Here is a 20,918-nt window from a genome sequence, read left to right on the forward strand (position 1 = left end):
GGTGTACTCGAAGAGATGAACGTCAAGAGGATCGTCCTGCAGACTCTGAGCATCGCCCTGATCCTGGCCGGTGTAGGGCTGCTCGGTTTCAACTTCTTCGGCACGGACGTCAACGCCGGTGGGGTGGTGAAGCATCCCCGGGCGGGCAATTTCAGCATTCCGCTGGTGCAGAAGAAGGACCCGAGCCGGGGCACCCTTCCCGGCATCGAGGTTCCCAAGAACAAAAACCTGCACCTGACCATCCCCGCGATGAGCCGGGTCAAGAACGCTCTGGTGCCGACTGCGAGGAGCACCAACAACCAGGCCCTCAACAACCACGTGGCCATACACATAAAAGGAACGGGGTTCCCCTGGCAGAAAGGGGCGAACGTGTATATCGCCGGGCACCGGCTCGGCTACGTCGGGACGAAGAGCCTTCTCGCCTTTTACGACCTCAACAACCTGAAGAAGGGGGACAAGGTCTACGTCACCGACGCCAACGGCAACGAGTACGTCTACAAAGTCTACAAGAAGTTCGCCGTCTATCCGACCGAGATCTGGGTCACCAGGCCCGTGCGGGGCAAGAGCATACTCACGCTGCAGAGCTGCACCCTCCCCAACTACACGGAGCGTCTGATCGTCCGGGCGGAGCTGGTCAAGACGATCAGGGCCAAGAGCACGAATCCCGCCTGAGGTTCCGGGGTCAGCGGGGAGAGCCGGGTTCTATCGCCACCCGCTCTCCCTGCACCAGCAGGCGGTCCAGGTTGGGAGAGTCGTTGTACATCGCTGGGCCTATGGTCCACCAGTCGTTGAGCGAGGTGATGCAGGTCTGCAGCGTCACCAGGTTCTTGCCGGGGACCGGGTAGGTGTAGCGGGTGTCGTAGGGGCCCACCGCGAAGACGCGCGTCACCCGGTAGATGTAGCGGGTGCCGTTGGCGTCGGTGAGTATGATCTCATCCCCCGGCTGCATGGAGGGAAGGTTGTAGAACTGGTAGTAGCTCTGGGTGCCGGCGTACCCTATGCGGTGCCCGACTATGTAGGTGTTCGCGCAGGGTTGCCAGGGGAACCCCGTCGGGGGGAGCTTTATGGCCCCCTGGTTCAGCGCGGCTTCGGAGTCGCTGTTGGTGACCGTGTCTCCGTAGATGCCCAGTTTGGGCACCGTCAGGTAGAGGGCGTCGTTCGGCGGTTTCGGCGGCGTAGGTCCGCAGACGGAGCCCCGCGAGGCCCGGGCTTCCTTTCTTTTGACGGGATGCGAGGGTTTCTTGGCCGCTCGTTCTTTCGCCTGGGGCTTGCTTTTTCGCCCGGAGGTGCGTGGGGTCGTCTTCCCTCCACCGGCTTCACTCGCGGTGCGGGCCTGGCTTCGCGGGGCGTCTCCTTTCGCGGGCTTGACCGATGCCTGCGTGTTTTCGCCCTTAGGTGATGGTTTCTGGCCCGTGTCGTGCCCGGGGACGTTGAGACCGAAGGCGACGACCCCCGCGACCGCCACCAGAACCAGCATGAGGAGCAGACCCAGACCCGTCCTTCGGCGTCTTCTGCGGGTGAAGATGCGGCGTTCTCTCCTTCTCCCATGCATGTGGACGATTCTATCCCGTCCGGTGAAGCGGCTGCAAGCCGGCTGCGGGCGTCCTGGGTCGGAAAGGAGATCACACCGGAACCACCGCCGAAGTCGTAGAATCCCTGCGGGGCTCGAACTTTGAGGGCCCATGGAAGACCTTTTGATCGGTGAGTCGTATATGAGAAGGAGCCGGACATGAGCGAGCTGTTTTCTCCGCTCGAGATACGCGGGATTCGTTTCAAGAACAGGATCTTCGTCTCCCCCATGTGTCAGTACTCGTGCGAGGATGGGATGCCGGGCGACTGGCATCTCGTGCACCTGGGGTCCCGGGCCGTGGGGGGCGCGGCGCTGGTGATCGCCGAGGCCACGGCCGTGAGCCCGGAGGGGCGTATAAGCCCCTGGGACACCGGGATGTGGTCGGACGACCACGTACGGGCCTTCTCCCGCATAACCCGCTTCGTCTTTGAGCAGGGCGCCGTCCCAGGCATACAGCTCGGACACGCCGGACGCAAGGCCTCGACCGATGCTCCGTGGCGGGGTGGTTCTCCGATCCCCCGGGAGGAGGGAGGATGGCAGCCGCTGGCTCCGAGCCCGCTGCCCTTCGCGGAGGGCTATCCGATGCCGCGAGAGATGACGCGGGAGGACATCGAGCATGTCGTGGAGTCTTTCGCGCGGGCGGCGAGGCGCAGCCTGCAGGCGGGGTTCAAGGTCGTGGAACTGCACATGGCGCACGGCTACCTGCTGCACCAGTTCCTCTCCCCGCTCTCCAACCGGCGGGAGGACGAGTACGGGGGGTCTTTCGAGAACAGGGTCCGACTGCCGCTCGAGGTGGCTGAGGCGGTGCGAGAGATCTGGCCCGAGGAGCTGCCGCTCTTCGTGCGTATCTCGGCCACCGACTGGGTGGAAGGTGGATGGAGCCTGGAGGATTCGGTCAAGCTCTCCCGCAGGCTCGAGGAGATCGGCGTGGACCTCGTGGATTGTTCCTCCGGAGGTGCCGTGCCGAACGCGAAGATCGAGGTTCGGCCCGGCTACCAGGTCCCCTTCGCGGAGGTGGTGCGCAGGGAGACTGGGGTGATGACCGGTGCCGTCGGGCTCATCACCGAGCCGGAGCAGGCCGAGGAGATCGTCGCGGGTGGCAAGGCGGACGCGGTCCTGCTCGCCCGCCAGCTGTTGCGAGATCCGTACTGGCCGCTGCACGCCGCGCTTGAGCTCGGGGTGGACGTCCCCTGGCCGTCCCAGTACGAGCGGGCGAAGCCCCGCGGGTAGCGTGAGGCCGCGCCGGGTGCGAGAATCGGTGTGATGGGCGAGAGTTCCCACGAAGACCGGAGACCCCGGAGGGGTGTCCTGGAGCGCCGGGGCGCCTCACTGCCCTCCGGGAGGCGTCTGCTCCCCGGGCTCCGGGCCGTGCTCGGCACCCCGACCGGCAGGGCGCTGGCGACGGTGGCGGCCGCGACCGCCGCCGAGGCCGTCCTGCGGTGGGGCGGGAGGTTGCACGCCGTGCGGCGGTCGAGCCGGGTGGAGCCGGAGACCGTGTTCCTGTGGGCGTTCCGGGAGGAGGTTCGATCCCCGGATGGCACCCGCAGCACGCTCGAGTTTCTTCTCACCCGCTCCCGACCGCGCTAGGAGCAGCTTCGGGGTGGGGAGAGGCGCGTTCTCCTGTTATCTTCTCCGGGTGTCCCTGCTAAAGATGTAGAAGAGGTGGGTGAGGATGTGTGGAAGGTACACGCTCAGGGTGCCCGTGGAAGAGCTCGCCGAGAAGTTCGACCTCCCGGGGCCGCTGCCCGAACTCTCTCCGAGCTACAACATAGCGCCCTCGCGCGAGGTGGCCGCGGTCGTCCTCCGGGAAAAGACGAGGAGGCTCGAGAAGTTTCGTTGGGGGCTCGTACCCTCCTGGGCCGACGATCCCGGGATAGGTAACCGCATGATCAACGCGCGCGCAGAGAGCGTGGCCGAGAAGCCCTCCTACCGACGAGCTTTCCGCAGCCGCCGCTGCCTCGTCCTCGCGGATGGATTCTACGAGTGGAGGAAGGAGGATGGCGGCAGGCAACCCTACTACATAAAGATGCGCGACGGTTCCCCGTTCGCCTTCGCCGGACTCTGGGAGGTGTGGCGCGGGGGAGCGGATGAGATCCGCTCCTGCACGATCATAACCACCGACGCGAACGGGCTCCTCGCCCCGATCCACGAACGCACGCCGGTGATCCTCGATCCCGAGGAATACGATCTCTGGCTGGATGTCTCCGTGCACGACCCGGACGTTCTCCTGCCGCTGCTCAAGCCGTACGAGGGCGAAACCCTGGAGGCCTACCCGGTGGACCGTTTGGTGAACAACCCGGCGAACGACGGGCCTGCCTGCGTCGAGCCGGTGGGGTGAGTGAATGGGCGGGACGGTCGAGGCGATCTACGTGACCCCGCGCGGCAGCGCCCCGATGCTGCGCGTGGGAGAGGTTCGGGCGCTGGCCGGCCGGGGGCTCGCGGGAGACCGCTACTGCGAGGGCACCGGATACTGGAGCCGCTTCCCCGAGGGCGTGTGCGAGGTCACCCTGATAGAGGCCGAGGCGCTCGAAGAGATAGAACGCGAGGCGGGCATCTCCGTCACCAACGGCGAACACCGGCGCAACATCGTGACCCGTGGGATCCGTCTCTCCGACCTCCGCCGCCGGCGGTTCCGGATCGGGGAGGTGCTGCTCGAGTACGATCGCACGCGCCCGCCGTGTCGCCACGTGCAACGGCTCACCGAACCCGGTATGACCCGGGCCCTGCGCAACCGCGGCGGCATCGGTGCCCGCATCCTGGAGGACGGTGTGATCCGGGAGGGGGACGCGGTGGTGCTCTAGCCGAGCCTTCGGGCCACCAGCGTGAGGGCGACGGCGAAAACGAGCATGGGAAGGACGATGCCGTAGGCTGCCTCGATGCTCGTACGGTCGGCCAGGGCTCCGAGGGCGAAGGGCGCGAGCAGGATCGCCCCGCTGGCACCCAGGGAGAGGCGCGCCGTGGCCCGGTTGGACTGCCGGGAGGACGAGTCGACCCCCGCCGAGACCGAGAGCGGGTAGACGCTCCCGATGCCCAGCCCCGTCGCGGCCAGCCCGGCGAGGGTGGGGACTTCACCGCCCGAGAGCCAGAAGAGGGGGAAGCCCACGAGCGCCACCGTCAGGGTGGCCGTGAGCAGCGTCGTCACGGGGACCCTGCGGGCGGCGATGCTGCCGAGCAGCCTCCCCGCCAGCATCGCCGCCGGGAAGACGCTTAAAGCGCCCGCCGCCTCCGCGCTCGAGAGCCCGGCTCCGGCCTTCAGAAACGCCGCTCCCCAGTAGGTCACGCACCACTCGATGGCGACTCCAAGGGAGAGCACGCCCCAGTAGGCCCAGAAGCGGGACGGGAGCTTCCCGGCAGGCCGCCCTCCGGCCCCTCGGCGTGGGGAAGGCTCCTCCCGCGGCATCCTCAGCCTCACGCTCGGGGAGAGCAGGAGGAAGACGAGGATCGGGGGCAGGAGCGCCGCCCGCCAGCCGAGACCCGCGGCGGCGGATGTCCCGACGGCGAGGGACGCGGCGATCGCGCAGGCGCTCGCCGCGGCGTTCGACTCGGTGATGGCCACCGCCCCGTTCCGTTCGTGGCGGTCGGAGAGGACGGACTGTGTCGTGATCAGGAGCAGCGACCCAGCCGTACCCATGAAGAACGCGCCCGCGATGGTCCCCGTCGTGACCGGACTCGCCGCCAGGAGAACCGCTCCCGCCGCCATCCCCGCCCCGCCGCCCCACAGGCTCACCCGGCGTCCCCACCTCGTGCTCACCCGTTCGCCGAGCACGCCCGTGAGCACGCCCCCGAGGGCGAACGCGCTGAAGTGCAGGCTCGCCACCGTGTAGTCGAACCCCAGCTCGGACCTCAAAAACGGCATGAGGGGCCCGAGGGAGGTCTCCAGGTAGGAGAAGTATCCGACCAGGACGTACACCACCCACGTGAGCCGGTCACGGACGAACCCGCGCGCTCCTTCCCCGCTTCCGGGTGCTGCCATGAACCTCAGTGTATCTCCAAAGCTTCCCCGCGTATAATCCGACCGTGGTCCGAGAGAGGAGGGCTATGGGGGCGAGAGGGCTGACGCACGTGAGCGTGGGGGCGCGTGATCTGGAAGAATCCGCCCGCTTCTACCGGGAGCTCTTCGGGATGGAGGAGATCCCCTCCCCGAACTTCCCGTTCCCGGTGCTCTGGCTGCGGGTGGGCGACCTGCAGCTTCACCTCTTCCTGAGCGAAGACCCCTCTCCCCGCTCCCACCACTTCGGGATAGACGTGGAGGACTTCGAGCGGGTCTACCGGAAGGCGGAGGAGATGGGCGTCCGGGTGAAGGAAGGTTACTACTCGGGGGTCTACGAGCTTCCGGACGGTGCCGTCCAGCTCTACCTGCGCGACCCTGCGGGCAACCTGATCGAGGTGAACCATCCCCACGCTTCCCACCTCGACCGTTCGGTGGTCTCCGATCTCCGACCGTTGCCCTCGCCCCAGACCGGCGAAGCCGCCTCCGCCCGACTCTACCTCCGCCGGGGTGGGTGAACCACCGGGAGATCCGGACGTCCGCAGCACCCCTCGTGCGGGAGAGAATCCTCGATTTTCGCTGGTTTTCGATTGCCAGCTACAGCACAACATGTTATCGTGCCGGGATGTCGCGGTTTCCTGGAAGCCGCGCGGATCGTCCGGAACGTGCGGGAACCACCCCGAGGCCGGCTTCGGATGGGAAGGGGGATTCGTCCACACTGAGTTGCGGAGAGGGATACTGGATACGGCCCACCGGCTGGTAGGGGTGGGGATGGTGTCCGGTACCTTCGGGAGCGTCAGCGCCCGCGGGGAGGCGGGTGCCATCATCGTAACCCCCGAGAGGAGGGAGGGTGAGCCGTGGCCGCGGGATCTCTTGCTGCTGGACGGCGATGGTCGGGTACTGGAGGGCGACCTGACGCCCCCCGCCGAGACCCTTGTGCACGCCTGCATCTACCGCAACCTTCCGGTCGCCGGGGCCGTGATCTGCGCTCAGCCCCCGTATGCCACGGTGCTGGCGTGCCTCGGGTGGGAGATCCCCCCGCTGCATCCCATGCTCACGATTCTCTCGGAGGACGGGCACGTGCCGGTCACGCGGCGCGCTCCCTACGGAACGGAGCAGTTCGCCCTCAACGTGGAGGAGGAGCTCTCTGAAGGGTTGCGGGCGTGCCTGGTGCGGAGCAGCGGAGCGGTCGTCCTGGGGGAGCATCCAGAGGATGCCCTCTCGAACCTCTTCCTGCTGGAAGAAGCCTCCAGGCTGTACTATCGCGCCATGCTCGCTGGGGAGCCAGAGATCCTCGGGCATGACGAGATCCTGGAGGCGGCGAGGAGGATCACCGCGGCCCTCGGGGGCGGGGAGGGACCCTCGCCCGGCCTGGACACCGCCGATCCGCCGCTCTGCTAGACTTCATCCGCACGCGTTCGCATAGATGAAGGGTAGTTTCGTGCGAGAGGAGCTTTCGGAGTGGTAGAGAGACAGACCACCGTGGGGCCGGCCGAGGGGTTGCACGCCAGACCCGCGGCCCAGTTCGTCAGGACCGCCAGGCAGTTCGTCTCCGACATAAAAGTCATAAAGGACGGCAAGGAGGCCAACGCCAAGAGCCCGCTCTCGCTCATGACGCTCGCCGCGAAGAAAGGACATCAGATCACCATACGAGCCGAAGGCGCGGACGAGCAGGCGGCCGTGGACGCTCTGGTCGAACTGATCTCCCGCGAGGAAGAGTAAGGGGACGAGAGGCGCCGGAGGGCGGGCGGCACGTGGTGCCGGACGTACCTGGGGCCTGCATTGGAGGAGCCGGTGGGTAACGAATTCGACCCGGAGAGGGTTGCGCTGGTCGTGAACACCCGCTCGCGGGATGGTGAGCGGGCTTTCTTCCGGGCGCTGGAGGTGTTGGAGGAGATGGGCCTCCGGGTGGAGAAGACCCACCCTCTGCAAGACCCCGCTCGTCTGCCAGAGACGGTGCGCGAGCTGGTCCAGGAGGGGTGCGAGCTGCTCATCCTGGGTGGTGGCGACGGCACGGTCAGCTCGGCCGTGGACTTCCTGGCCGGAAGGGAGACGGTGCTCGGGCTGCTGCCTCTCGGAACCGCGAACGACTTCGCCCGCACGCTGGAGATACCGCAGGACGTGGAGGCGGCCTGCAGGGTCGTGGTGCACGGAGAGGTGGTCGACGTGGACCTCGGGGTCGCCGGCGACGACTACTTCGTCAACGTCGCCTCAGTCGGGATGGGGGTCGAGGTGACCCAGGCCCTCTCGCCCCGGCTCAAGAAGCGGGCCGGTGCACTGGCCTACCCGCTCGCGGCGGTGCGGGCGTTCCTGCGTCACGAGCCGTTCTCGGCCCGGTTGACCTTCCCGAAAGGAGATCATGAGCCGGTGGAGTTCGAGCGGCTCTTACAGGTCGCGGTGGGTAACGGCCGGTTCTACGGCGGGGGGTTCATCGTCGCCCCCGACTCCGAGATAGACGACGATGCGCTGGACGTCTGCGTCATCGAGATCATGCGGCACCGTGACCTGCTCGGGGTGGCCCTCTACCTGAAGAGCGGCGACTTCATCCGCGAGGAGGGGGTGAGCCACTTCAAGACGACGGAGGTCCACCTCGAGACCGACCCCGTCCAGCGGATAAACGTCGACGGTGAGATAGTCTCCTCCACACCCAAGACCTTCAGGGTGGAGCGCGATGCCCTCAGGGTCCTCGTGCCGCCGGGATCGAAGGCCGCCCGCCGCGACCGCTAGCCGCTCTTCGCGGGGAGCTCCTTCTCCAGTACGCTCACCGACTCCGGGTCCTCGAGCGCGGTCGTATCGCCGCGTACCCTGCCGTCGACGATAAGTTCACGCAGGAGCCGGCGCATGATCTTGCCGCTCCTCGTCTTCGGGAGCGCGCTCACGACGTGGATGGCCGCCGGGCGCGCGATCGGCCCCACGTGATCGACGACCTGCCGCTCGAGCTCCTCCTCGATGCCTTCCTTCGGTTCGGCCCCCGCGCGCAGCAGCACGAAGGCGACCGGCACCGTCCCCTTCGTCTGATCCGGAACGCCGATGACCGCGGCCTCGGCGACGTCTGGGTGGTTCAGCAGGGCGGCCTCTATCTCCATCGTCCCGAGCCGGTGGCCGCTGACGTTTATGACGTCGTCGACCCTCCCGGTGACCCAGTAGTGGCCGTCCTCGTCCACCACGCAGGCGTCCGCCGAGAAGTAGCGGCCCGGGAAGCGTTTGAAGTAGGTGTCGAGGTAGCGCTGGTGGTCACCCCACACCGTGCGGGCCAGGCACGGGAATGGTCTGGTGATCGTGAGGTAGCCCTGGGTGCCGGGCGGGACCGGCTCCCCGCGCTCGTCGACGACCTCGGCGGTATAGCCGGGGAGCGCCTGCCCGCAGGAGCCGGGCTTCGCGCCGCTTATCCCGACGAGCGCCGAGGTCCAGCCCGTGGCGGTCTCGGTCTGCCCGTAGGTGTTGTTGACGAAGACGTGTCCCCGTCCGACGACCTGGTGGACCCAGTGCCAGGTCTCGGGGTCTATCGGTTCGCCGACGAGCGAGATGAGGTCCAGCTCGGAGAGGTCGCGTCCCTCGAGCCACCGCTCCCCGGCGCCGCGCAGCATGCGCAGGGCGGTCGGGGCGGTGAAGATCTTGCTCACCCGGTAGCGCTCGGCGACCTCGTAGATGCGGCCGGGGTCCGGGTGGTTGAGCGCACCCTCGTAGACGACCATCGTCACCCCGTGCGCGAGCCCGCCGACGAGCGACCAGATCGGGAAGGTCAGCCATCCGACGTCCGCCGTGCACCAGTAGACGTCGTCTTCCTGCGGGTTCATGGACCACTTGACGTCGGCGTAGGTCCCTACCAGGAACCCGAGCCCGGAGTGTACGACACCCTTGGGCCTGGACTCGGTGCCGCTGGTGTAGATGATGAAGCCGGGCTCGTTCGCCTCGATGGGCTCCGGCGGGCACCAGCGGGATGCGGTGCGCAAAAGATCGGGGTAGAGGTGGTCCCGCCCGGAGACGAGCGTCACCTCCGCGCCCGCGCGCGGCACGACGACGACGGCCTCGATCGAGTCGATGCCCTCCGCCGCCTCGTCCAGCGTCCGCTTGAGCGGCACCTCGCGCCCGCGCCGGGAGGTTGCGTCTGCGACGATGACGGCTTTGGGATGCGAGTCCTCCAGACGTTGGCGTACGGCGTCGGTGGAGAATCCGGCGAAGATGATGTTGTAGAGCGCCCCGATGCGGTAGCAGGCGTGGACGCTCGCGAAGACCTCCGGGATGTTGCCCATGTAGATCGCGACGACGTCCCCCCGCCCGACCCCGAGGTCCTTCAGGGCGTTCGCGAGCCGGTTGACCTCGTCGTGGAGCTGCTGGTAGGTCCAGACCTCCCGCCGGCCGTCCTCCGATTCCCAGAGTAACGCCGCCTTGTTCTTGCGGCCGAGCTTCAGGTGCCGGTCGAGGCAGTTGTGGCTCACGTTGGAGGTCGCACCGACGAAGTAGCGGAACTCCGGGAGCTCACCCTGCCTGACGGTGTCCCAGCTCGTGAACCACTCGAGCTCCGAGGCGATGCGAGCCCAGTACGCGTCCGGGTCCCTGCGCGCCCACTCGATGAACTCTCCGGCTTCCCCGGCGTCCCTGAAGGGGCTCTGGGCCTTCAGGGCTTCGTTCGGCGGGTAGAGCCTGGCTTCGGCTATGCCCCGGATCTCGTACGCCCCGTCCGCTTCTGGCATGGTATCCCTTTCCCTCTCTTTTCGTCCGGCGCCCATGTTACCTCCCGACCGGACCCTGTCAATACCGGGGGCTACGGTCTTCCTCCGGGTTCGAGGGCCACCAGAACCTCTTCCCGGCGTCCATCACGATCGCCGGTACCAGGACCGAGCGTACCACCAGGGTGTCCAGCAGTACCCCGAAGGCGACGATGAACCCGATCTCGGTGAGCACGACGAGCGGGAGCACCCCGAGCACCGAGAAGGTCGCGGCGAGCACGATCCCGGCGGAGGTGATGACCCCGCCGGTGACGGCGAGCGCCCGGAGCATGCCCTCCCGGGTACCGTGACGCCCGGCCTCCTCACGCGCCCGGGCGACGAGGAAGATGTTGTAGTCCACCCCGAGCGCGACGAGAAAGACGAACGCCAGGAGCGGCAGCGAGGGATCTATCCCCGGAAAGCCGAAGAGGGACTCGAAGACGACCACGCTCACCCCGAGCGCCGCGGCGAACGAGAGGATCACCGTGGCTATGAGGATTACGGGGGCGACGACCGAGCGCAGCAGGAGGCCGAGTATTACGAGCACGACGAGCAGGACGAGCGGCACGATCACCTCGCTGTCCCGCGCGGCTGCCTGCCGGGTATCGAGTTGCTGGGCGGTCGTGCCGCCGACGTAGGCCTCGACCCCGTTTATCTTGCCGAGTTTCTCCCGCAGCTCCTTTACCGCTCCGAAGGATTTTTGCGAGTAGGGCCCGGACGAGAGCGTGACGTCGAAGCGGGCGACGCCGCCTCTCTTCTCTATCGGCCCGATCCGCGAGGTGTCCCCGACCTTCCGCGCCGCCTCACGCACCTCCCTTGCCCTGTCCGCCGGGCGCACCACGACGGTCGCCGGGGCGCTCGCACCCGCAGGGTAGCTCTTCGCCAGAAGCTTCTGACCCTCTACAGAGTCGACTTTGCCCCGGAAGCCCTGCTGCGGGGTGAGGCCGGTGTCTAACCTGACGAGCCCGAACGCGAGGATCGCGAGCACGACGGCGGTCGTCACCCACACGAACTTCTTCCTCGCGGAGATTGTGCGCCCGAGCCTGAAGAACACCCCCGCCTCTTCGCGCGAGGGTGTCCCGTAGCGCGGGACGTACGGCCAGAAGACCCCCCGCCCGAGCACGAGCAGCAGCGCCGGCAGGGCCGTGAGCATCGCGAGCAGCGCCAGGAGCACCGCCGCGGCCCCGACCGGACCGAGCCCCCGGTTGTTGTTGAGTTCGGAGGCGAGCAGGCACAGAAGCCCTATCGTCACCGTGCCGGCGGAGGCGAGGATGGCCGGACCGGCCTGCCTGAGCGCGTAGGCCATGGCCTCGTGCCGGTCCTCGTGCCGGCGCAGCTCCTCCCGATAGCGGGCGACGAGCAACAGCGCGTAGTCGGTCCCGGCGCCGAACAGGAGCACCGTGGCGAGCCCGGCCGTCTGCCCGCTGATGGTGATCCCTGCACCGGCCAGCCCGTAGTAGACGGCCTGCGAGATTCCTTCGGCAAGCCCGACCGAGACGAGCGGCAGAAGCCACAGAAACGGGCTGCGGTAGGTGAGGAGCAGGAGCGCCGCGACCACGAGCGCCGTCGCGAAGAGCAGTTTGGTGTCTATCCCCCCAAAGACCTCCACGAGATCGGAGGTGAACCCCGCCGGGCCGGTCACCGCGACCGCGAGCCCCCCGGTATCCTTCTCGACGGTCCGGCGGATCGCTGAGACCGCGTTCTGCAGCACCGACGGATCGTCGCTCGATGCTTTTATGGGGACGGTGAAGAGCAGCGCCTTGCCGTCCCTGGAGGGTACGGGCGGGGAGGGGGCTCCGATCCCCCTGGTGCCGAGCTTCGCCACCGCCTGGCGATCTTGCATGACTTTCTCGTAGTCGGAGCGCGTCAGCCCATCCGCCCGTCGGAAGACGACCACCGCCGGTATCGGCTGGTTCTTCCCGAAGAATCGCTTCTGTAACTCCAACGCCTGCGTCGACTGGGCGCTCGCCGGCAGGAAGCTCGACTGGTCGTTCTTCTCCACCGAGGGGAGCCTGCCCCCGAAAGGCCCGGTGATGCCGGCCGCGATCACCCAGACCGCCAGCACGAACCACTTCGTCCGCCGTCCGGCGGCGAACGAGATCAGAGCCCCAAACCCTCCTCGTCCACCACCCGACGTCGCTCGCCCTCGAGGTCCCATGGCGCTCACCGGCCGGAGGATGTCTCCGGCAGTGGCGCCGGGGTGCCGAAGAGGGGGTCGGGATTGTACAGTGCCTGGTAAGCCGCGGTGGGCGTTGCGATGGAGAGCCAGATCAGGATAGGGACTTGTGAGGCTGCGAAGCGGCGGTCGACCCGAAGGCCGAGGACCGTGCTGCCGAGGGTGAGGGCGTGAAAGGCCGAGGTCCATCCGAGCGCGAGCAGGGGACTTCGCTTCCTGAAGTACGCCCAGGTGAAGGTGGCGTAGAGCGCCCAGCTCGCGCCCTGCAGGGCGAGCAGCGGACGGCGGTCGTGTGTGTCTTCGGGCAGGTTCAGGAGCCTGAGGTCGCCCCAGAGCTGGCTTATGTTGTTTGTCGTCCAGGCCGGTCCGAAGACCCACCCGGGCGGGGCGAAGGGGGCCTGGCGCAGCTCCTCGTACTGCCGCCGCTCTCCGTCATCCGGGCGGGAGAGCGCGGCCGAGACCGCGTTCACCGCGAGCCCGAAGGCGGCGGCGTGGTACCAGCGGTAGCGTGCTGACCTCGGCGCCCGTCCCGGGGCGTTCCGCTCCGCGAGGCGCTCGTTTACGGGGTCGTCCGGCGGGGCCGGGGTGATCTCGAGGTACACCTGAGCCCCACTCCTCCCGAACAGCCGCTGCGCGCCGCGGAAGAGACGCATCTGAGCCCCGTACTTCTCCCTCAGGAGGCGCTCGGGATGCGCGCTCTCCTCCGCCGCGAGCAGGCGGGCCACGCCCGCAACCTCCGGACCGAGCGGCCTCCCACGCCTGTCGCACGGCCCGACGATCACACCCCCGTAGTTGCGGATCCTTTTGACCTTCCCGCTTGCGCGCCCCGTGTACACGTAGAGCTTCTCCCCGTCCTTCGCGAACCACACCGGCGTCCGAACCGGCTCCCCGCTCCTCCGGAACGTCGTAAGGTTCATGTAGTCGTGACCATCCAGTACACCGAAACCCTCGAGCGTACCCCGCATCTTCAAGATCACCTCCCGGACCTTTTACACATTTTGCTCGATAACAAAGAAAACTAAACACAGAGATAAATTGCGAGTCCCGGGGAACTGCTGCTGCTAAACTCATCGAGGTGGAGTGCAGATACCAGGAGGGCTGATGGACTTCGATCCGACACCTGAGCAGCGGGCCTGGAGGGAGAAGGCGCGGGAGTTCGCGGATGAGGTTGTAAAGCCGCAAGCGGCGGCGTTGGATCGGGAGGGGCGTTTCCCGTACGACATCGTCGGCCAGATGGCCGAGGAGGGGTTTCTCGGGCTGACGATACCCGAGGAGTACGGAGGGAGTGGGGGGGACTTCGTCGCCTACAACATGGTCCTGGAGGAGATCAGCCGGGCCGATACTTCGGTCGGGATCACGCTGGAGGCGCACATCTCGCTCGGCTGCGCCCCTCTGGTCGCCTACGGGACGAAGGAGCAGAAGGAGCACTATCTGGGTGAGGTCATCCAGGGCGGCCGGAGGCTCTGGGCATTCGGGCTCACCGAGGAGGAGGCCGGGACCGACGCCGGTGGGACGAGGACGACCGCCAGGCTCGAGGATGGGCACTGGGTCGTAAACGGATCGAAGAAGTGGATCACCAACTCCGGCACCGACATCACCGGGGGCGTTACGATCATCGCCCGCACCGGGACCCGCGAGGACGGACGCCCGGAGCTCACCGCGATCATAGTGCCTCAGGACACACCCGGGTACACCCGCGGGCCTTCCTACGAGAAGACCGGCTGGCGCGCCGCCGACCAGCACCCCCTCTACTTCGACGACTGTCGGGTCCCCGAGGAGAACACCCTGGGCGAGCGTGGGAGGGGTTTGCGTCAGTTCCTCGCCACCCTCGACGGCGGGCGGGTCGCTGTCGGTGCTCTCTCCGTCGGGCTCGCGCAGGCCTGTTTCGATGAAGCAATACAAAGAGCCAGAGAGAGGAAGCAGTTCGGGCGTTCGATCTCCGAGTTTCAGGCCATCCAGTTCAAGCTCGCGGACATGGCGATGGAGATAGAGCTCGCCCGCAACATGGTTCTCAAGGCCGCCTGGCTCAAGGATCAGGGGCGTCCGTTCTCGCGCGAGGCGAGCATGGCCAAGGTCTTCGCCTCCGAGACGGCCAAAAGAGCCGCCGATCAGGCGGTACAGATCTGGGGCGGCGAGGGCTTCATGGAGACGAGCGCCGTCGCCCGCTACTGGCGACAGGTCAAGATCAACGAGATCGGAGAGGGAACCTCCGAGATAAACCGACAGATCATCGCCCGCAGCCTGCTGCAGGAAGAGGGGGGCATACCAGCCTCGAAGTGAGGACGGCCGAAGGCCGCTTGACCGGAACCTCCGGAAACCTCTAAAATCAAACCGAACGGTACGGTTCTTGGGAGGGTGGTGACTGTAGAGACGCGGAAAGAAGAGCGGGCACGGGCGAAGAGGGATCAGATCCGCGCGGGGGCGCGCAGGGTTTTCCTGGAGCGGGGGTTCGTGCGGGCCAGCACCAGCGACATCGCTGCCGAGGCGGGGGTTTCGAAGCAGACCCTTTACGCCTACTACGCGAGCAAGGAGGAGTTGCTGGTGGACGTGCTGCGCCAGCTCGTCATGGAAGGGCCGCAGGCTCCGCTGCAGGGGCTGGAGGATCTGGAGGTCGGTACGAAGGAAGAGCTGCGGGAGGTTCTCGTCGAACGGCTGAGGGGGGTCGCCGGGATCATGATGAGCGCGGAGTACCTCGCCCTGCTAAGGATAATCATCGCCGAAGCGCCCCGGCTCCCGGGACTCGGGAACCTCTTCCGTTCCACGATCCCGGAGAGGGGGATCGAACTCTTCTCGAAGCTCCTCGCTCGTACCAACGAACGAGGGCTCACCTCCGTTCCCGACCCCGAGGTCGCCGCCAGAATGCTCGTCGGTTCGATCGCTACCTACGCCCTGCTCGACGCTCTGCTCGACCCCGCCGAACCTCCGCAGTCTCTTCCGGACGAAAAGGTCCACGCCGTGGTCGATACGTACCTGAAGGCCGCCACCTGAACCTAATGGAAGGAATTTTTTGACTCGAAATCAAACCAAACGGTACGGTTCTGTAATTGAAGGAGGAGCTTCGAAGGAGAGGGGTGGTGTATAGGGATATTGAAAGAACGCCGGACGTGGGGTGCTCTGGCGGGGCTGGTGGTGGTTCTCGGGATCGTATGTTTCCTGTATCTCGCCGCGGTGATCAGCCCGCAGAAGAACCTGAGCGGGCTGCCGATCGCGCTGGTGAACGAAGACCGGGGTGGGAGGGTGGCATCGAAGGAGGTTGATCTCGGGAAGGAGATCGTGGACCGGCTGACCGGGTCCCATTCACCGGCGGGGAACGTGGTCGAGTGGGTGCGGCTGGACACCCGGGAGGGAGCGATCGAGGGGATCAGGGACGACAGGTTCTACGGGGCTGTCGTGATCCCGAGGGACTATACGGCGCGCCTGGCGGGGATCGCTGGCCCGCCAAGGGTGCCGCTCGCGATCGTGGACGAGGACGAGGGGGCGTCTCTTGGGGGGCGCAGGATCAACTTCGGTAGAGAGGTCGTGAGCCGGCTCGTCTCCCGCGGACCTTCGGCGGCGAAGGTACAGTGGAGGGAGGTGGACGGGCTCGGGGCGGCCCTTCGCGGGTTCCGGGAGGGGAAGTATTACGCCGCCGTCGTCATACCACCGGATTACTCCAAGAAGCTCGCCGGCGTGTCGACTTCGGCCGCCGTGGGGGCAGGGGCGACCCCGAAGGCGGCGGAGATGGAGCTCCTCACGAACCCGCGGGTCAGGCCGGCGGTGACCGCGCAGATCGAGAGCGCTTTCTCCAAGATCGTCGATTCGGTATCGGGAGCGACCCGGGAGCGGGTTCTGCGGAACGTTAGGAAGATGGGGAATAACGTCCCGCCCGGGGCCGTCTCCGCCGTCGCCGACCCGGTCAGGGGGAAGATCTCGAAAGCGAAGGTGAGCGGCGGTGCGGCGACCTTCCCGGCTCCGCCGAAACCCGCGAAGATCGAGGTGCTCACCAATCCCGCCTCCGGGCAGGGAGGAAGGATCGCCTCGAACATCTTGCTCGGGCTCGTGAGTGGTGTTTCGCGAGAGACGGGCGAGCGTCTCGTGAAGATGGCCGGAGAGCAGGGCGTGTCCCTGCCGCCGGAGCTCGCGACCGTCGTCGGGGATCCCGTCCGGGCCGACGTCACGGAGGTGGTGGGGGTAGGGAAGAACTCCGGGGCCGGGGGGATGCCCTTCTTCCTCGCGTTCTTCGCCGGCATAGCAGGCGTGATCGGGGCGGCCGCCGTATACACGGTCCCTTCCCGCATCCCGGGCGGTCCCGTCTCCAGCGCCGGGCGGTGGACGGCCTGGCTGTTGCTCGGGGCCGCGTTCTCGGGGGCGTTCTCCGCCGTAGAGGTGGCGGTTGCTTTTGGTCTCCTCGATGCTCACAGGTCTGTCGGGGTGGGAGAGGTCTATGGTTTCCTGGTGCTTTGCACCTCCTCGATGCTCTTCGTGACGCTCGTGTTGGCGAGAGCCTTCGGGTACGCCGGGTTGGTGCTCAGCCTGATCGGGAACATCCTGCTCGGCCTCGTGTCCTCCGGGGGATTCGAGCCGCTCCAGGCTTTGCCGGGAGCATATCAGGTGTATTCCGAGTGGTTGCCGATGCGGCACGCCGTCGATGGTCTGCGGGCGCTGCTCTTCTACGGAGGTCGCATGGCCGCGGGGTTGGAGGGGGCGCTGTGGGTCCTCGGAGCGTATGCGCTGGGGGCGGCGGTCCTCGGATACGCCATCGCGGTGGTGCGGACGGAACCCTCCAGGTAGGAGGGGCGCTCTATTTTGCGAACGCGGTCGTTCTCTCGGGTAGGATAATGAGGGCGCAATGCGATCGATCCCGGAGGTGTTCGGATGTCCCTGTACGCCCTCAACCTCTTCGATCTGGCAGACAACGACCTCTATCTGCAGTACTCTCGTCGGTCGGTGGCGGCGGTGGAGAAACAGGGCGGGAAGGTAGTCGCGCTCGGGAAGCTCGACGGCGGGCTGGACGGCTCGGACGTCCGGCCGCGACGGGTCATGATCCTGGTCGAGTGGCCCTCGAAGGAAGCTTTCCAGGCGTTCCTCGACGATCCGGAGAACGAAGATCTGCACCCGCTGCGCGAGGGCGGGACCGAGAACTACCTCTGGTGGACCTACGAGAAGCTCGATGATCTGCGTCCCGTGTTCCGGGAGGCTCGCTCCGCGGGAGAGGAGCGGTGATCCACGAGGACTTCTTCGGGCGGCTCTCCTCCCGGATGCCGCGCAGGACGTCCTACGAGGAGCTTCGCCGCTCGTTCGCGTGGGCCCTTCCGGAGACGTACAACATCGGGGTGGACGCCTGCGACCGGCACGCCTGGGATGCGGGGAGGATCGCCATAATCCACGACCGGGAGGACGGGACGGCCGAGAAGTGGACCTTCCGGGAGCTCAAGGAGGCCTCCGACCGGTTCGCGAACGCGCTCAGGGGGCTCGGGGTCGAGAGGGGGGAGAGGGTCGCGGTGCTGCTCTCGCAGAGGCCCGAGCTCGCCGTCGCCCACATCGCCGCCTACAAGATGGGCGCGGTCGCCGTGCCGCTCTTCGCGCTCTTCGGGGAGGACGCGCTGCGCTACCGCCTCGCCGACAGCGGGGCCAGGGTCGTCGTCACCGACGAGGCGCACCTCGAGGTCGCATCCGATTTGCGCCGGGAGCTCCCCGCCCTCGAGCACGTCGTGCTCGTCGACGGGGAGGGAGCCGGAGCGGAGCGCTTCGACGACCTCCTCGCGCGGGCCTCCCGCCGCTTCGAGCCGGTCGCGACCGCGCCGGACGAGCCCGCGATCATCATCTACACCTCCGGGACCACGGGGCCGCCCAAAGGCGCCCTGCACGGGCACAGGATCCTCCCCGGGCACCTGCCGGGGGTGAGCCTGCCGCACGAGCTCGCCCCCCGGCCGGGGGACATGTTCTGGACGCCGGCGGACTGGGCCTGGATCGGGGGGCTCTTCGACGTTCTGTTCCCCGCGCTGCACTGGGGGCTCCCGGTGCTCTCCTGCCGGATGGGGCGTTTCGATCCCGAGCGAGCCTTCGACCTCATGGAACGCTGGGGGGTGAAGAACGTCTTCCTGCCGCCGACGGCGCTCAAGATGATGCGCGCCGTCGAACATCCCCGCGAGCGGTGGGACATCGAGCTCGAGAGCCTCGCCTGCGGCGGGGAGCCGCTCGGGGAGGAGACCCTCGAGTGGGGGCGCGAGGAGCTTGGCCTCACGATAAACGAGTTCTACGGGCAGACCGAGTGCAACCTCATCGTCTCCAACTGCTCTTCCGTGATGGAGGTGAAGCCCGGTTCGATGGGGCGCGCCGTCCCCGGGCACGAGGTCGCCGTGGTCGGCGCGGGCGGGGACGTTCTCGGTCCCGGCGAGGTGGGGGAAGTCGCGGTGAGGCGTCCCGACCCGGTGATGATGATCGGCTACTGGAACAACGAGGAGGCGACGGAGGAGAAGTTCGCCGGTGGATGGATGAAGACCGGAGATCTCGCCTCGATGGACGAGGAGGGTTACTTCCGCTTCGTCGGGCGGGAGGACGACGTGATCAACTCCTCCGGCTACCGGATCGGACCGACCGAGATCGAGGAGACCCTCGTAAGTCACCCGCGGGTGTTGATGGCCGCGGCGGTCGGAAAGCCGGACGAGGTGCGCGGGCAGGTGGTCAAGGCGTTCGTGGTGACCAGGGACGGCGGGGGCGACGAGAGTCTGGCGGAGGAGCTGAAAGAGCTCGTACGCAGGAGGCTCGGGGCCCACGAGTACCCGCGCGAGGTAGAGTTCGTCTCCGAGCTGCCGCTCACCACCACCGGCAAGATCCGGCGCAACGTCCTGCGGGAGCGTGAGAGCGAGAAGAAGAGCGTGAGGTGAGATGGGAGAGCTGAAGAGTTTCGCGGATACGCAGACCGGGGAGTTCGAGGACAACCGGGCAGCCTTCGAGGCGCTCGTCGAGGAGCTGCACGCGAGGACCGCAGAGGTGCGCCGCGGCGGGAGCGAACGGGCCCGAAAGAGGCACACCGGGCGCGGCAAGCTGCTCGTGCGCGAGCGCATCGAGCGGCTCCTCGACCCGGGGACGGCCTTTCTCGAACTCTCGCCGCTCGCGGCCTGGGGGATGTACGGCGGGGAGGTCCCTTCGGCCGGGATCGTCACCGGCATCGGGCGGGTCGAGGGGACCGAGTGCGTCATCGTCGCCAACGACGCCACCGTCAAGGGCGGTACCTACTATCCCATGACGGTCAAGAAGCACCTGCGGGCGCAGGAGGTCGCCGAGCAGAACCACCTGCCGTGCATCTACCTGGTCGACTCCGGCGGGGCTTACCTGCCGATGCAGGACGAGGTCTTCCCCGACCGCGACCACTTCGGGCGCATCTTCTACAACCAGGCCAGGATGAGCGCGAAGGGGATCCCCCAGATCGCCGCCGTGATGGGCAGCTGCACCGCCGGTGGGGCCTACGTCCCGGCGATGAGCGACGAGGTCGTCATCGTGCGCGAGCAGGGGACGATCTTCCTCGGCGGCCCGCCGCTGGTCAAGGCGGCGACCGGCGAGGAGGTCACCGCCGAGGAGCTCGGCGGGGGAGACGTCCACGCCCGCATCTCCGGCGTCGCCGACTATCTGGCCGAGAACGACGAGCATGCGCTCGCGCTGGTGCGTCAGATCGTCTCGAACCTCAACCGCAAGAAGAGCTTCCCGTGGGAGGTGGCGGACCCCGAGGAGCCCCTCTACGATCCACAGGAGCTCTACGGGATCGTCCCGCAGGACTACCGCAGGAGCTACGACGTCCGGGAGGTCATAGCCCGCATCGTCGACGCGAGCCGCTTCGACGAGTTCAAACCGCTCTACGGCGAGACGCTGGTGTGCGGCTTCGCCCGCATCTTCGGACACCCGGTCGGCATCCTCGCCAACAACGGCATCCTCTTCTCCGAGAGCGCGCTCAAAGGGGCGCACTTCATCGAGCTGTGCTCCTCGCGCCACGTCCCGCTCGTCTTCCTGCAGAACATAACCGGCTTCATGGTCGGGAAACAGTACGAGAACGGCGGGATCGCCAAGGACGGGGCCAAGCTGGTCATGGCCGTCGCCTGCGCCTCGGTGCCAAAGTTCACCGTGATCATCGGCGGCTCCTTCGGGGCGGGCAACTACGGGATGTGCGGCAGGGCCTACTCGCCGCGTTTTTTGTGGATGTGGCCCAACGCCCGCATCAGCGTGATGGGCGGCGAGCAGGCGGCGAACGTGCTCGCCACCGTGCGGGAGGACGGGCTGCGGCGCGAGGGCAGGACGATGACCGACGAGGAGCGCGAGGAGTTCCGCCGGCCCATCCTCGAGAAGTACGAGCGGGAGGGCAACCCCTACTACTCGACCGCCCGCCTCTGGGACGACGGCGTGATAGACCCCGCCGAGACCCGGACGTACCTCGGGCTCGGGCTCTCGGCCGCAGCGAACGCCCCCATCGGAGAGACGACCTTCGGCGTCTTCAGGATGTAG

Annotated in this window: 20 protein-coding genes; 15 read left to right on the forward strand and 5 right to left on the reverse strand. The window is 67.4% G+C overall.

Translation table 11 applies throughout. The features are described from left to right. Positions 1–15: 15 nt before the first annotated feature. Positions 16–672 (forward strand): sortase, encoded by a 657-nt coding sequence (locus AC6EKW_RS03025; protein ID WP_273886900.1) that lies wholly within the window; start codon positions 16–18, stop codon positions 670–672. A 10-nt stretch (positions 673–682) separates the two neighbouring features. Here the strand turns inward: AC6EKW_RS03025 and AC6EKW_RS03030 are convergent, their stop codons facing one another. Next, complete coding sequence (locus tag AC6EKW_RS03030) at positions 683–1,552, reverse strand: class E sortase (RefSeq protein ID WP_273886901.1); 870 nt, start codon at positions 1,550–1,552, stop codon at positions 683–685. 177 nt (positions 1,553–1,729) lie between these two features. Between AC6EKW_RS03030 and AC6EKW_RS03035 the strand changes: the two genes are divergently transcribed. The 4 genes from AC6EKW_RS03035 (at position 1,730) to AC6EKW_RS03050 (ending at position 4,371) form a co-directional block, all read left to right on the forward strand. Continuing rightward, a complete protein-coding gene (locus AC6EKW_RS03035) occupies positions 1,730–2,800 on the forward strand; it encodes an NADH:flavin oxidoreductase/NADH oxidase (RefSeq protein WP_498513661.1) in 1,071 nt (356 codons plus the stop codon). Between the two features lie 33 nt (positions 2,801–2,833). Then, on the forward strand, positions 2,834–3,157 hold the full coding sequence (locus AC6EKW_RS03040; protein WP_498513662.1) for a hypothetical protein: 324 nt from the start codon (positions 2,834–2,836) through the stop codon (positions 3,155–3,157). A gap of 85 nt (positions 3,158–3,242) precedes the next feature. Beyond that, positions 3,243–3,908: an SOS response-associated peptidase gene (locus AC6EKW_RS03045; RefSeq protein WP_498513663.1), complete on the forward strand. Its 666-nt coding sequence runs from the start codon at positions 3,243–3,245 to the stop codon at positions 3,906–3,908. A gap of 4 nt (positions 3,909–3,912) precedes the next feature. Then, positions 3,913–4,371: an MOSC domain-containing protein gene (locus tag AC6EKW_RS03050; RefSeq protein ID WP_498513664.1), complete on the forward strand. Its 459-nt coding sequence runs from the start codon at positions 3,913–3,915 to the stop codon at positions 4,369–4,371. On the opposite strand, the gene AC6EKW_RS03055 is transcribed toward AC6EKW_RS03050, so the two are convergent. Then, complete coding sequence (locus tag AC6EKW_RS03055) at positions 4,368–5,543, reverse strand: MFS transporter (protein WP_498513665.1); 1,176 nt, start codon at positions 5,541–5,543, stop codon at positions 4,368–4,370. The genes AC6EKW_RS03050 and AC6EKW_RS03055 overlap by 4 nt on opposite strands. Before the next feature lie 65 nt (positions 5,544–5,608). On the opposite strand from AC6EKW_RS03055, the gene AC6EKW_RS03060 reads away from it, so the two are divergent. From AC6EKW_RS03060 to AC6EKW_RS03075, 4 genes are all read left to right on the forward strand, one after another. Beyond that, positions 5,609–6,076: a VOC family protein gene (locus AC6EKW_RS03060; protein ID WP_498513666.1), complete on the forward strand. Its 468-nt coding sequence runs from the start codon at positions 5,609–5,611 to the stop codon at positions 6,074–6,076. A 205-nt stretch (positions 6,077–6,281) separates the two neighbouring features. Then, positions 6,282–6,959 (forward strand): class II aldolase/adducin family protein, encoded by a 678-nt coding sequence (locus tag AC6EKW_RS03065; protein WP_273886908.1) that lies wholly within the window; start codon positions 6,282–6,284, stop codon positions 6,957–6,959. Between the two features lie 60 nt (positions 6,960–7,019). Then, positions 7,020–7,280: an HPr family phosphocarrier protein gene (locus tag AC6EKW_RS03070; protein WP_273886909.1), complete on the forward strand. Its 261-nt coding sequence runs from the start codon at positions 7,020–7,022 to the stop codon at positions 7,278–7,280. 72 nt (positions 7,281–7,352) lie between these two features. Continuing rightward, on the forward strand, positions 7,353–8,285 hold the full coding sequence (locus AC6EKW_RS03075; RefSeq protein WP_273886910.1) for a lipid kinase: 933 nt from the start codon (positions 7,353–7,355) through the stop codon (positions 8,283–8,285). On the opposite strand, the gene acs is transcribed toward AC6EKW_RS03075, so the two are convergent. From acs to AC6EKW_RS03090, 3 genes are read right to left on the reverse strand one after another with little or no spacing between them, the layout of a single operon-like run. Further along, a complete protein-coding gene (gene acs / locus AC6EKW_RS03080) occupies positions 8,282–10,252 on the reverse strand; it encodes an acetate--CoA ligase (protein ID WP_498513667.1) in 1,971 nt (656 codons plus the stop codon). The genes AC6EKW_RS03075 and acs overlap by 4 nt on opposite strands. A gap of 58 nt (positions 10,253–10,310) precedes the next feature. After that, a complete protein-coding gene (locus tag AC6EKW_RS03085) occupies positions 10,311–12,425 on the reverse strand; it encodes an MMPL family transporter (RefSeq protein WP_498513748.1) in 2,115 nt (704 codons plus the stop codon). A 5-nt stretch (positions 12,426–12,430) separates the two neighbouring features. Beyond that, complete coding sequence (locus AC6EKW_RS03090; RefSeq protein WP_498513749.1) at positions 12,431–13,408, reverse strand: PPOX class F420-dependent oxidoreductase; 978 nt, start codon at positions 13,406–13,408, stop codon at positions 12,431–12,433. Positions 13,409–13,544: 136 nt separating this feature from the next. Here AC6EKW_RS03090 and AC6EKW_RS03095 point away from each other — a divergent pair, with 136 nt between their 5' ends. The 6 genes from AC6EKW_RS03095 (at position 13,545) to AC6EKW_RS03120 (ending at position 20,918) form a co-directional block, all read left to right on the forward strand. Then, entirely contained in the window at positions 13,545–14,723 is a 1,179-nt protein-coding gene (locus AC6EKW_RS03095; RefSeq protein WP_498513668.1) for an acyl-CoA dehydrogenase family protein, read from the forward strand. Between the two features lie 78 nt (positions 14,724–14,801). Then, entirely contained in the window at positions 14,802–15,431 is a 630-nt protein-coding gene (locus tag AC6EKW_RS03100) for a TetR/AcrR family transcriptional regulator (protein ID WP_498513669.1), read from the forward strand. Positions 15,432–15,530: 99 nt separating this feature from the next. Further along, positions 15,531–17,213 (forward strand): YhgE/Pip domain-containing protein, encoded by a 1,683-nt coding sequence (locus AC6EKW_RS03105; protein ID WP_498513670.1) that lies wholly within the window; start codon positions 15,531–15,533, stop codon positions 17,211–17,213. A gap of 84 nt (positions 17,214–17,297) precedes the next feature. After that, positions 17,298–17,645 (forward strand): DUF1330 domain-containing protein, encoded by a 348-nt coding sequence (locus AC6EKW_RS03110; protein ID WP_273886916.1) that lies wholly within the window; start codon positions 17,298–17,300, stop codon positions 17,643–17,645. 35 nt (positions 17,646–17,680) lie between these two features. Beyond that, positions 17,681–19,309 carry an acyl-CoA synthetase gene (locus tag AC6EKW_RS03115; protein WP_498513750.1) on the forward strand — a complete coding sequence of 543 codons (1,629 nt, stop codon included), beginning with the start codon at positions 17,681–17,683 and terminating at the stop codon, positions 19,307–19,309. Position 19,310: 1 nt separating this feature from the next. Next, positions 19,311–20,918, forward strand: a complete 1,608-nt coding sequence (locus AC6EKW_RS03120) for a carboxyl transferase domain-containing protein (RefSeq protein WP_498513671.1) — start codon at positions 19,311–19,313, stop codon at positions 20,916–20,918.

The sequence above is a fragment of the Rubrobacter sp. M3-4 genome (genome assembly GCF_059772285.1).